Annotated in this window: 3 protein-coding genes; 2 read left to right on the forward strand and 1 reads right to left on the reverse strand. The window is 61.0% G+C overall.

Features of this window, described 5'->3' with window-relative positions; all coding sequences use genetic code 11:
• Nucleotides 1–191: 191 nt before the first annotated feature.
• Nucleotides 192–11,339: a VCBS domain-containing protein gene (locus QTL96_RS20685; RefSeq protein ID WP_289728991.1), complete on the forward strand. Its 11,148-nt coding sequence runs from the start codon at nt 192–194 to the stop codon at nt 11,337–11,339.
• Nucleotides 11,340–11,878: 539 nt separating this feature from the next.
• Here the strand turns inward: QTL96_RS20685 and QTL96_RS20690 are convergent.
• Nucleotides 11,879–12,502, reverse strand: a complete 624-nt coding sequence (locus QTL96_RS20690; protein WP_289728992.1) for a GGDEF domain-containing protein — start codon at nt 12,500–12,502, stop codon at nt 11,879–11,881.
• Between the two features lie 454 nt (nt 12,503–12,956).
• On the opposite strand from QTL96_RS20690, the gene QTL96_RS20695 reads away from it, so the two are divergent.
• On the forward strand, nt 12,957–14,318 hold the full coding sequence (locus QTL96_RS20695; protein ID WP_209189539.1) for a TolC family outer membrane protein: 1,362 nt from the start codon (nt 12,957–12,959) through the stop codon (nt 14,316–14,318).

Here is a 14,318-nt window from a genome sequence, read left to right on the forward strand (position 1 = left end):
CTGCTGTGGCCGAATAGCCTCTATCGTTCTATTTTTATTAGAATTTTACCGACTAAGCGGTTTTGCGGTTAACCGTTCTTAAACATTTCTGGGTGGATGCATAACCGGCTATATCGGCGCCTATAGGGCAGTATTGCTTTTGTATCTTCGGCAGAATTATTTGGCCTCAGTTTCTCATTGGGGTATTTTGTATGTCTATCGAAGATTCTCGCATCTCTGCCGTTGAAAATGAAAACGCATCGCATGACTTGATCTCCGATATTCATCAGGACGCCCGCCTGCAGACTTCCGCCCGTGATGGCGTCGAGGTCGCACAGGCCGGAACCACTCAGCCGAGCGACCAGCAGGGTGCCCAGTCGACTGAAACGACCGGCCGCTTGCCGGCAGCCCAGGACGCCGCAGCCGCCGCACCCACTGGCCAGGTTGTCCCGGATCAGAACAACATCGCGCACCTGCCGGCAGGCACCGCGATCGACGATATCCACGTCCGCGGCAACGACCTCGTCCTCGTCCAGGCCGATGGCACCGAGATCGTCATCGTCAACGGCGCGCTCCACGTTCCGACCTTCCTGCTCGGCGAAGTCGAGCTTCCCCAGCAGGCCGTGATCGCCGCGCTCGAACAGAGCAACATCAACGTCGCCGCCGGCCCCGACGGCTCCTATTCCGCCAGCTCCTCGCCCTCTAGCTCCGGCGCCAATTTCCAGGACTCGATCCAGGGCAACGCCGGCGACCCGACGCAGCTCGCTTCGCTGCTGGCCGATACGCAGCAGGCTGACGCGACACCTGGCTCCGCTCAGGACGAAAAGAACGGCGTTCCGCTCATCGCCCCAAGCAGCCTTCTCACGCTTACGGAAACCACCGATGGCGAAGGCGGCTTCCAGTCGCAGGTGGTCAACGGCCAGTTCGGCTTCGTGCCCGGCAAGGATTTCGGCGTCATTACCTCGATCGGCCTGTCTGACTCCCTCAACATGCAGGAGGGCACACAGCTTGGCACCCATGTCGACCTGACGTCCGACGGCAAGCCTGTCGTCGTCACCGTCAACGGCCTCACCATCACCGGTTCGGTCGACGGCCAGCCCGTCTTCACGCTCACGGTCACGAACACCCTGACCGGCGCCTACACCTTCACCCAGCTCGGCCCGCTCGATCATCCCGACAAGGGCGAAGCCGGCGCCGACGACGTGCTGCGCCTGCAGTTCAGCTACACCGTCACCGACAAGAACGGCGACAGCGTCACCGGCATCGGCTCGGTCGACGTGCGCGATGATGCGCCGAGCATCGATCCCACGGCGAAGAGCCCTGATCGCGCGGTCAACGAAAGCGGCATCACCGGCGGCGAGAGCCATCCCGCGACCACGGTTTCCCTCGGCATCGACTGGGGTGCCGACAAGGGCACCAACCGTGACGTGACCTTCGACGCGCAGAACGCGCCGACGGGCCTGACCTCGCACGGCGAGCAGATTCATTACGAGATTTCCGCCGACGGCCACACGTTGACGGGTTACATCGTCGTCCCGGTCCACGAAGGCGAGCTCTCGGGCCTCAAGACTGTTCCCGTCTTCATCGTCACCCTCAACCCGGCTGCCGCCAACGGCGCCTACACCTTCGAACTGCTGCAGAGCATCGACCACCCGCAGACGACGGGGTCTGAAGGCGGTGAGGGCTCCGAAGGCGGCATTCAGCTTCTGGCCGTCGCACCCAGCCAGGACGAGCAGATCGGCCTCAATTTCCAGGTCACCGCCAAGGACGCCGACGGCGACACGCTGCCCGTCAACTTTACAGTGACGGTCAAGGACGACGTCCCCACGACATCGAATGCTGATCGCTACATCAATCTGACAGAAGCCGACATCACCGGCTCGACGCCGGACACCGGGTCCAAGAGCTTCACGGTCGACTACGGCGCCGATGGCGCCGGCGAGACCAGCTTCACGGGCAAGGTTCATCTAGATCTCGGACCCGGAATTCCCGGCAACGTCGATTTCACGCTTTCCGGCCATGGCGCCACCTACACCTCTGTGCTGACCTCGCATGGCCAGCCGGTCATCTTCACCATGTCGGCTGATGGCACGCAGATCATCGGCTATGTTGGTGATATCGGTCACCCTGTGATCACGCTTTCGGCGAACGGCACGACGGTGACGGCCGAACTGTCGCAACCCATCGATCATATCGCCCAGGCCGACAAGGCGCCGATCGACAGCATCCGCGTCGATGCGACCGTGTCCTTCAAGGATGGCGACGGCGATTCCGTCACAAGCATCATCCGCGTCAACATCGCCGACGACAAGCCGACGATCGTCGGCACCGCCCAGTCCGCCAACCTCCTTGCCAACGGCAACTTCTCCGATGAAGGCTGGCACAAGGAAGGCTGGGGTGACAGCAAATATGCTGGTTCGGCCAACGACGGCATCGGCTGGAAGGTCGAGGGCACCGGAGCGATCAACCAGCTCGAGCGCGTCGGTGACGGCTACATGGGGATGTGGACTTCCAACGGCGCGCCGATGGTGGATATGGGCTCTTCGCCCGGAAACACCACCATCTCGCAGGCCATCAATGGGCTGGCGGCGAACGAAAAGCTGACGCTGACCTTTGAAGTCGGTTCGCCAGATACGGGCTCCGCCAAGTTGGAAGTCTATTGGAACAACAAGCTGGTCGGCACATTCGATCAGCTCTCGGCCATGAAGACCGTCACGATCACCGATCTCCTGGCATCCGCCACCGGCAGCAACCAGCTGGTCTTCAAGGAAGTCGGCACGGCTGATTTCACCGGCACCTATCTCGCCAATATCAGCCTGACGCATGGCGCCGCGGCGCCGCTCTTCACGGCCGCGCTGAGCGAGGATTCGAATTCGTTCTCCTTCGACCTCACGGAAGGCAAGCAGTTCTCCTTCGGCGCCGACGGCAAGGGCGCGGTGACACTGGGTTCGGCCACGGTGGCATCCGCCGCCGGTATCGCGCTGACCCTGTCGGAAGGCGACTATTTCTACAAGGATGGCCATATCGTCATCAACTCCGGCTTCCTCCAGCAGCTGAACGCCGGCGAAATCGCCACCATCACCATACCCTTCACCGTCACTGACGCAGACGGCGACGCCAAGACAGGCGTCTACCAGGTCACCGTCACCGGCGAGAACGACACGGCCTCGATTTCGGGCATCGCATCGGGTGCGTTGACCGAGGATGGTGCGATCAAGACGGTTGGCGATGTCCTCACCGTCAAGGATGTCGATCACGGCGAAGCGCATTTCCAGACGCCGTCTTCACTGTCCGGTACCTACGGCACCTTCACCTTCAACACGGCTTCGGGCGCTTGGACCTACACGCTCGACGACGCCAAGTCGCAGGAATTGCGCCAGGGCCAGGTCGTCAACGAAACGCTGACGGTGGTGTCCGCCGACGGCACGGCAACACAGACGATCGTCGTTGCCGTAACAGGCGTAAACGACGCGCCGCATCTCTCGGCCTCGACCACGAGCTTGACCTATACCGACACGGCCGCGAATGACACCTTCGCGCCGATCACCGGCCAGCTGACGACGGTGGACGCAGACAAGGGCGACACAGCCACCTATGGCATCAGCGGCGCCGGCGTGACCACCGGCCACTACCTCAATGACGCCTTTGACGTCGCCAAGGTAGGCACCTACGGCACGCTCTATGTCAACAGCGCCACCGGCGCCTACAGCTTCGTCCCGAACGACAGCGCCATCGAGGGGCTGAAGACCAAGGCTGCCGAAACCTTCGACCTGACGGTTACGGATGGCTCCAACTCTACCGACAGCAAGACACTGACGGTCAATGTCCTCGGCAGCAACGACACGCCGGAGCTGTCGCCTGTTTCCTTGTCATTCACCGATACCGCCGCGGACGATCGCTTTGCGCTCGTCAAGGGTTCGCTGGTTTCGACCGATCGCGACACCGGTGACAGCACGACCTACAGCGTCGACCACGGCGAGCGCGTCCGCGTCATCCTGGACGGCGTCCGCTACGACACCGCCAGGGAAGGCAAGTACGGCACGCTCTACATCAACAGCGGCACCGGTGCCTATGTCTACGTCCCCGATGACCGGGCGATCGAGGGCCGCAAGACGGATGCTTCCGAGAGCTTCACCATCAAGGTGACGGACGGCTCCGGTGCTTCCGATACGGCGAACTTTACCGTGGACATCAGTGCCACCAACGACACGCCTGAGCTTTACGCAACGCTGAAGAACATTACCTATACCGACAGCAAATACGACGACGTATTCTTCGCGCGGGCAGGTACTCTTTACTCCGCCGACCGCGATGCATATGACCGCCACACCTATGGTGTTACCGGTGGCTCGGCGATCATCTCCCGTGATTACGACGTTGCCAAGGTCGGGACCTACGGCACCCTCTATCTGAACAGCCACACGGGCGACTATCTCTACGTTCCGAAGGATGGAGCCATCGAGGCGCTGAAGACCAGCGCGGTGGAAACGTTCGATCTGACGGTCACCGACCAGTCCGGCGCATCCGCCAAGGAAGTCCTGACGGTCAGCGTCGAGGGCACCAATGACCTGCCGGAAATTTCCGCGACGCTCAACAGCGTCACCTATCACGACACCAGGGGCGACGACACCTTCGTGAATGCCGGCGGTACGCTGACCTCGACCGACCGCGATGCCGGCGACACCGCCACCTACGGCGTCAACGGCGGCACGGCGTCCAACGCCCGTGAAGGCTTCAACCTCGCCAAGACCGGCAGCTACGGCACGCTTTTCGTCAACAGCGTCACCGGCGCCTATGTCTATGTTCCGAACGACGCCGCCATCGAGGGCGGGAAGACCGACAGGCAGGAGAGCTTCACGCTGACCGTGCGTGACGCCTCGGGCGGCACCGACAGCACGACCTTCGTCGTCAAAATCGACGGCAGCAACGATACGCCCGAGCTTACCCCGGTTACGATTTCCTTCACGGATACGCCGAGCGACGACAGCTTCAAGGCGGTGACGGGCAAGCTGGTTTCGACGGACCGTGACATCGGCGATAGCGCCACATACGGCATCGATGGTGTTCCCAACGCGCGTTACACCGTCAATGGTGTGGACTATACGGTGAAGTCGGTCGGCAAGTTCGGCACGCTCTATCTGAACAGCAGCACCGGCGCCTATATTTACCAGCCGGACGACCGCGCGATCGAGGCCGCGAAGACCGACACCAAGGAAACCTTCGATATCAAGGTCACCGATGGTTCCAGGGTCTCGGACACCGAAACCTTCACCGTCGAGATCCACGGCGTCAACGACAAGCCGGAACTGTCCGTGACATCAGGCAGCGCCACGAGTGTCACGTACGTGGACACGAAGAATGATGACAGCTTCAGCTCGGTCACGGGCAGGCTGACATCCACCGATCGTGACGCCAGTGAAACAGCAACCTACGGTGTGGATGGCGGCTCCGATTCGACACGGAGGTACGGATACGACATCGCCAAGACTGGCGACTACGGAACGCTCTTCCTCAACAAGTCGACCGGCGCCTACATCTTCGTACCGAACGATGCAGCCATCGAGGGTCTGAAGACCACTGCGACCGAAAGCTTCACGCTGACCGTCACGGACAAGTCAGGCGCAACCGACACCCAGACGTTCGATGTGACCATCAAGGGCGTCAACGACACCGCCAGCATCTCCGGCACCTTCCAGAGCAGTGTCAAGGAAGACACCACCCTGACGACGGGCGGCACCGTCACGGTCAGCGACCGTGATACCGGCGACGCGCACTTCCAGACGCCGGCATCGCTGAAGGGCAGCTACGGCACCTTCACCCTGGATGCCGCGACTGGCGCTTGGACCTACACGCTGGACAATGAAAGCACCGTGATCCAGCGCATGAACGCCACGGACCAGCTGACGGACCGGATCACGGTCGTATCTGCGGACGGAACCGCATCGAAGGTGATCGAAGTGTCGATCGCCGGCACCAACGACGCAGCCGTCATCGGCGCGCCGACAGAGACCAAGCTGATCGAGGGCTATCACGTCGACAACGGCCATCTGGTCGCCACGGGCACGATGTCGGTCACCGATGTCGACCATGACCAGTCGTCCTTCCAGGAGGTGGTCGCCAGCAAGGGCACCAATCTCGGAACGCTGACCATCAACGCGGCAGGCGCCTACACCTACTCGGTCGATGCCAGCCTGGTCGAATATCTGAGCGACAGGGAGACGAGGGTCGAGACCTTCATCGTCAAATCCTTCGACGGCACCTCGAAAGAGGTCAGCTTCACCATCGAGGGCACCAACGATACGCCCTACATCACATCGGCGCAGGCCGCTGGTTCTGTCACAGAGGCGACCGGCCAGACGGGTTCATCGACCCTGCTGAAGGCAAGCCAGACGATCACCTACAGCGACGTCGATCTCCATGACACGCACACGCTGAAAATCACCAATCTCACGACAAACGCGCCGGGTTCGACGTTCATCGGCAGCGTGGACTGGGCTCCGCTCGCCACCGCCGCAAACGCGGACGGGAGCGGCCGCCAGCTGAATTTCAACTTCAGCGTCGCGGACAAGGATGTGGACTTCCTGGCCGCGGGCGAGACCATCGTCCAGACCTACCAGGTAGCCGTCCTCGACCAGACCGGCACTGCGTCCTCCTCTCAGACGATCACGATCACCATCGTCGGCACGAACGACGTTGCCACGATCAGCGGCAGCGCGACCGGATCGGTTGCCGAAGACGGCGGCAGCCAGCAGCTGACGGCATCGGGCGTCCTGACGATCGTCGACGTCGATCACGGCGAAGCGCACTTCCAGACGCCGACCTCGCTGATCGGCACCTACGGCACCTTCACCTTCAACACCACGTCCGGTGCCTGGACCTATGAGCTTAAGAACAGCTCCGATGCCGTGCAGTCGCTCACGGATGGGCAGAAGGTTCATGACAAGCTGATGGTGACGTCGTTCGACGGCACCGCCCAGCAGATCATCGACGTCACCGTCACCGGCAAGAACGACGTTGCGTCGATCAGCGGCACGGCGACCGGATCGGTCACGGAGGATGGCGGCACCCAGACGACGGGCGGCACACTGACGGTCAAGGATGTCGACACTGGCGAAGCGCACTTCCAGACCCCAGCATCGCTGGACGGCACCTATGGCACCTTCAGCTTCAACACCACCACCGGTGCCTGGACCTATGAGCTCAAGAACAGCTCCAACGCCGTGCAGTCGCTCACGGATGGGCAGACGGTTCATGACACGCTGACGGTGACTTCGTTCGACGGCACCGCTGAGCAGATCATCAACGTCACCGTCACCGGCAAGAACGACGTTGCATCGATCAGCGGCACTGCGACCGGATCGGTCACGGAGGATGGCGTCAGCCAGACGGCGGGCGGCACACTGACGGTCAAGGATGTCGATACCGGAGAAGCGCACTTCCAGACGCCGTCATCTCTGATCGGCACCTATGGCACTTTCACCTTCGATTCGGCGACAGGCGCATGGGGCTATACGCTCAACAACGCCGCCGCGAATGTTCAGGCGCTCACGGATGGGAAGACGGTTCACGACGTGCTGACGGTGAAGTCGTTCGACGGCACCGCTGAGCAGGTCATTGACGTCACAATTGCCGGCAAGAACGACGGTGCGTCGATCAGCGGCACGGCAACCGGAGAGGTCACTGAGGATGGCGTCAGCCAGACGGCGGGCGCTACTCTGACGGTCAAGGATGTCGATACCGGCGAAGCACACTTTCAGGCGCCGACCTCGCTGAGCGGCACCTACGGCACGTTCGCCTTTAACGCTGACACCGGCGTCTGGACCTACGCGCTCAACAACACCGCTGAAAACGTACAGGCCCTGAAGGCTGGCGAGACGGTTTACGACACGCTGAAGGTGAAGTCCCTCGACGGGACTGCCGAGCAGGAGATCAAGGTTACCATCAACGGTACCAATGATCCCGCGGCAATCACGGGCACGGCAACTGGAACGGTCACGGAAGATGGCGCGATCCAGTCGGCGGCCGGTACCCTGAAGGTTACCGATGTCGACACCGGCGAGGCGCATTTCCAGGCGCCGACCGCGCTGAAGGGTACCTACGGCGACTTCAGCTTCAACGCGAGCACGGGTGAGTGGACCTACAAGCTCAACAACAGCTCGGCGATTGTCCAGGCACTCAACACCGGCGATACTGTCTACGAGAAGCTGAAGGTATTGTCCGCGGATGGTTCGGCATCGCAGGAAATCAAGGTCGAAATCAAAGGTACCTCGGACGCGGTACCCGCAACCGTCGACGAAAGCACGGATGCGACGGGCCGCTACGCCTTCACATGGGAGTATGATAATCCAAACAGGATCAACTTCGACCTGAAGACGCTATTCGACGTAACGGGAAATGCCTCCTACACGGTATCAGCGGTGTACACGACAAGCTCTGACAACTGGCTTTCGCTGAACAGCAATACGCTTAAAGTTACAGGCAATCCCGATTGGGCCTTCAGCAACGATGCGGGTCTCTATGTATACCGCGTGACGGTTACCGACAGCCTCGGCACGGTTCAGTCTACCTACGTCGCATTCAGCGCCCTCGAGTACTGGGCTGGGACCTACCATATTACGGATAACAGCTCACTGAATTATGCGAACTATGATAACGGATCTGGCGACCTGATCCTGATTGAAGGCAACGTCACCGGCCAGGTTCAGGCAGGCAGCGGCCATGACGTGGTGATTGGCAACGGCTTGGCCAATACGGTTGATGGCGGGTCTGGCGATGATGCGATCTACGGCATGGGCGGCAATGACGTCCTGTCTGGCGGCGCTGGCAACGACTTTATCGATGGCGGCGACGGCAACGACACCATCAGTGGTGGCACCGGCAACGACATTCTGCTCGGCGGCGCTGGTGATGACACGTTCAACTACACGATCGGAGACGGCGCGGATATCATCGATGGCGGAACCGGCAACGATACGCTGTCGATCACCGGAACAAACAGTTCCGATACGCTGAACGCCCTCATCACTGGCGGGGTCCTCACCCTGTTCAACGGCAGCACCGTCACCAACGTCGAGACGATCAACGCCAACCTCCAGGGCGGCACCGATCTCCTTTCTTACGCTGGAACATCGGAAGGCGTGACCGTTGACCTCTCCAAGGGGGCGGCAACCGGCTTCACGACGATCTCGGGTATCGAGAACGTCACCGGTGGCTCCGGCAACGATACGTTGACGGGTGATGCAGGCGCAAACGTCCTGATCGGTGGCGCCGGCAACGACGTGCTGACTGGCGGTGGCGGCAATGACACGCTGACCGGCGGCGCTGGAAACGATACCTTCGTCGTTGACAGCGGCACGGATACCGTGACCGATCTCTCGGGTGGCGACATCCTCAAGGTATCGTCCGGGGCAACGGCCAACGTCACGGCGACGTCCGACTGGACGGCGACGAACGCAACGGTCAACGGCGGTACCGCGACGATCACGGCAAACGGGTCCGACATCAATGTTGCCGCGGCTGCGGGCTCCAGCGGCTGGACGCTGACCAACAGCGGAAACTCTTCGAGCGTTGCCCTGACGGGTTCTGCCAATGCCGACACCATCATCGGTGGCTCGGGCGCTGACACGCTGAAGGGCGGTGCCGGTGACGATACGATCTACGGCGCGAGCAACGATACATTGCTTGATGGCGGCACCGGGACGAATACGTTGATGGTCGCGGGTGGGTTTAACAGCTCGAGCGATAATCAGATCGTCAACATTCAGAACGTGTCGATGACCTCGTCCGGTTCGCTTGATCTTTCCAAGCAAACCGAAGGGTTCACCGTCACCGGCAGCACCGGTAATGACACGATCACCGGTGGTAGCGGCGCAGATACGCTCAAGGGCGGTGCCGGCAACGACGCGCTCCTGGGAGGCGGTGGTGACGATACTCTGATAGGAGGAGACGGCAATGACACGCTGACTGGTGGCAGCGGTAACGATACGTTTGTCTTCGACAAGAACGCGACGGGATATGACGTCGTCAAGGATTTTGGCAACGGCAGTGACGTTCTGAAGTTCACCAACTTCTCGCTGGCTAACCAGTCCTCGGGGACCCTGACGAATGTTGTGACCGTCTCAACGACCGGAACAGGTAGCAGTGCACAAAGCATCGCAAACGCGGACGTCGTGGTTTTCAACGTAAGTGCAAACTCCGCAAACACCACCGGCGAGATTGCAAGCCTGCTTGCTGGTCAGAAGGGAACCTTCAACGGCGGCGTGTTCGTCCTGGCATACGACAACAGCACTGGTAGCAATAAAGTCGCGCTTTACTATAGCTCCGATGCCGACAGCGGTTCGTCAGGGAATGTGAAGCTGGTCGCTATCTTCGACAACATGAGTTCGATTTCGGCGGCAACCGCGCTGACCGCGGCAAGTAACTATGCCCTGCTGTCGTCCGCCATCGACCCCATCATCCTCGACCTCGACCACAACGGCATCGCGCTCACCACCCTCGAGCATGGCGTCTCCTTCGACATCAATGCCGATGGTCACCAGGACAAGATCGCCTGGACGGCGGGCACCGATGGCATCCTGGCTTACGATGTGGATGGCAACGGCAAGATCGACAACGGCAGCGAGATCTTCTCGCCGCACTTTGCCGGTGGCAATTATGTCGATGGTCTGGCTGCGCTTGCGACGCTCGACAGCAACCATGATGGCAAGATCGATGCCAATGATGAGGCCTTCTCGAAGCTCACCGTCTGGCAGGATCTGAACCACAATGGCATCAGCGATGCCGGCGAGCTTTCGAGCTTGGCGGACCATCAGATCGCCAGCCTGTCGCTCGATGCGCATGCGTCGGATAGCGCCATCAACGGTCAGGCGATCCTGGCCGATGGCAGCTACACGCTGACGGATGGCTCCACCGGCCACTTCGTCGAGGTTGCCTTCGATACCACGCTCGGCAGTGCGGACGACAACCATGCCTACTCGCTGATCGGCAGCGATGGCAACGACACGCTCTCGGGCGCCGGCGGCATGTATACGCTGACGGGTGGCGCAGGGGCCGATACCTTCGTGCTCGATGCCGACGCGCTTTCGGATGTGAAGATCGCCGACGTGATCACCGACTACAAGGCCGGCGAGGGCGACACGCTCGACGTGTCGAAGCTCCTCGACAGCCTGCTCGGCCACCAGGCGACCGAAGCCGAGGCGCTCTCGAGCGTCAAGACGACGGTCCAGGGTGCCGACACGGTGGTCAGCGTCAACGCCAATGGCGGCTGGCACGACGTGGCGGTTCTCCAGAACACCACGGAAGCGGTCAAGATCCTGTTCGACGACAAGCATGACACCACCACCGCGCCGCATGTCGGCTAAGCGGTGACGGACAGGCGGAGGGATTCGCCTGACATGACAAGGAAAAAGGCGCGAGAGCGCCTTTTTCGCGTTTTGAGGGGCATGCGCGAGGTGAGGGGAGTCTGGCTCCCCGATCGCCGTGCGATCGAGATACGGAGCATGGTCGGGGAGGCGGTCGTTGCGGCCAGCCTGATTGCGCGGTCGACGGATGGCGAATGAAACCACGTGGACTGTTTCGCTTCGGATGGCGAGAAGCGTTACGATACCAGTGGCTGGTGAGGCGCGGCGGATCTTGTTGGTGCGGCAGGTTTTCGCCGTTGCGGTAAGCCGCAGCGCTTGCGATGCGCCTCCAGCCTCCAGCCTCCAGCCTCCAGCCTCCAGCCTCCAGCCTCCAGCCTCCAGCCTCAAGCTAGCGTTCGCCGGTATTGCCACCTGCGTCCGGCCGCAATCCCACCGCCTGGCCGAAACCGCGACCCATGCACCAATCGCCCAAACGAAAAGAGGCGCCCGATGGCGCCTCAAAGATCACGTCGCGATTGCTCCCGTGTCCGCCTCAGCCCTCAGGCCGCCGGCAGTCTCGAGATCGGCACGGCGTCGTCCGCTTCGCCGCCACGGTCCATGGCCATTTCGTCGGCCAGCTGGCGGATGTGGTTGAAGTCGGTCGGGCCGTCGAAGACCGCGCCGCCGAGGCGGATGTCGAGCGACAGCGGTGCGTCGCCGGCGGTGAATGCCGCCTGTTCGCAGCGGCGGCGGATGCGCATGCCGACATCCTGGGCGTTCTCGATCGTCGCGCCCGGCAGGAACACGCCGAGCTCGTTGGTCGCAAGCCGCGCAACGAGGTCGCCCGAGCGCACCGAGGACTGGGTGATCGCGGCAAGCGACTGCATCACGGTATCGGCCCATTGCGGCCCGTAGCGACGGCTGATGGCGTCAAGCGTGTCGATCACGACCGCGATCATCACGCCGCCCGCGTCAGTAGAGATTCGCTTGCGGCGGTCGATGTAGTGTTCGACGGCGGCCGCGAAGGCTGTTCCGTTGAGCGTCTTGGTAACGCTGTCGTGCCGCTGAGAATAGTTAACGGCTTCCTGCAGTTTTCTGAGCTCGTTATTCTTGATCTGCAGCATCATCAGCAGCGGAAATGCAACAAACAGCGAAATAGCGGTGGCTCCGACGAATCCAACCAAAAATGGTCGCTCCGGCATCAGAAGGTTTAAGATAAGTAAAAAACCGACCGAGAAGGCCGCGAAGCAGATCGAAACGATCGATGCTATGCGCAGTGCGGAAAGGTTTGTTGCGGATTGGTAACGCTGACGGAATTTCATCGCGGGGCGGGTCCCTGTGGAAGTAACGGCAGATAATCACGGACGGGAAAAGTTGGCGTTAAAAAACCCTGTAAAATTCTAGCTTTAGCTATTGATACTTGGGAATTAACCGTCTCCGCAGGAAAGACCTGTGCCGCAATTGGAATGTGGAAAAATAGGTGTTACTTGTTTGCCGAATGAAAGCGTTCGGTATACGGGTTCACTCGGTGAATTTAGATGTTGAGGGGCATCCGTCTTGTTTAAAACCAAAAGCATTATTGCAGCATTGTCTGCCACTGTTGCTCTGAATTTCTCGTTTTTTGTCGACGCCAACGCGATGTCTTTGCAACAAGCCATCGAAACGACGATGAAAACCAATCCGCAGATACTTCAGGCTGCGAAAGACAAAGAAGCAATCGAGTTTGAGCTTCGTCAGGCGCGCGGGCTATACTTACCGTCGGTTGATCTGGAGAGCGGCATCGGCCGTCGCCGGTTGTCGAATTCCTCGACGGGCACGCTGAGCTCCGACCATGATTACCTGTCTCCAGGCGATGTCGGCGTCACGGTCACGCAGACGCTGTTTGATGGCGGCGCGCGCAAGTCGCAGGTCGATCAGCAGGCATCGCGCGTCGATGGCGCCTCCTTCCGGGTCCTTGAGCGCTCCGAAGCACTGGCGCTCGAAGTAACCCAGGATTACCTGGAATATATGCTGCAAAATCAGATCGTTGCCGCCGCGAAGGAAAACGTCTCCTTCCACACGGCGATGGTCGGCGATATCAATGAAAGCATCCGCGGCGGCGCGCTCACCGATGCTGACCGTCTTCAGGGCAGCGAACGTCTGCAGGCGGCCAAGGCCCGCATGCGCGAAGCGCTCGAAGAGCTGGAAGCAACGAAGATCCGCTTCATGAAGGCCGTCGGCCAGCCGATCGTCAATGCCCAGACGCCGCCATCGGTCGCCAAGTATATCCCGAAGACGCTCGACGATGCACTGTTCGTCGCCAACAAGAACAGCCCGCGCATCTTCTCGGCCAACGCCGATGTTGACGCGGCCGACGCCGGTGTACGCGGCGCGCGCGCCAATTACCTGCCGAAGGTCAATCTCGAAGGTACTGCCCGCGTTGGTAACGACATCGACGGCGATGAAGGCAACACCAACGATTACCAGGTGCGCGTCGTCGCCCGCTGGAACCTTTATCGCGGCGGCATCGATGTCGCCCGCGAGCAGGAGCAGATCCGCCGCGCCGGCGAAGAGCGTTATGCGCTCGCTCAGGTCCAGCGCGAGGTGAAGGAATCGGTCAGCTCCGCCTGGAACGAACGCGTCAGCCGCGGCGAACTGTCGGGCATTCTTGCCAAGCAGTCGTCGATCAACAACCAGCTGGTCGGTTCCTACCGCGAGCAGTTCAAGGTCGGCCAGCGCTCGCTGCTCGACGTGCTCGATGCGCAGAACACCCGCTTCAACACCAAGGTGCTGGCTGATACGGCCCGCGTTGCCTCGCTGTTTGCGGAATACAAGATCCTCGCCGCATCCGGCAATCTGCTTCAGACCATGAAGCTGAAACCGCTGGATCAGGCAAAGCCCTACGCACGAGAAGAGTTCGCTGTTCCAGCGGCCGCTCAGAATCCCGGATATGCCGAAGTCGACTCTCATCAGAAGGCTGGCATGCCTATGGACCTGCTGGCGCCGATCCGGCAGCAGTAG

This window comes from Rhizobium sp. S163, from assembly GCF_030380805.1.
Taxonomy (GTDB): Bacteria; Pseudomonadota; Alphaproteobacteria; order Rhizobiales; family Rhizobiaceae; genus Rhizobium.

Bases quoted from the DNA above. Each gene is read 5' to 3' on its own strand.
- QTL96_RS20695 (WP_209189539.1), top strand. From the start codon at position 12,957: ATGTCTTTGCAACAAGCCATCGAAACGACGATGAAAACCAATCCGCAG.
- QTL96_RS20685 (WP_289728991.1), top strand. From the start codon at position 192: ATGTCTATCGAAGATTCTCGCATCTCTGCCGTTGAAAATGAAAACGCA.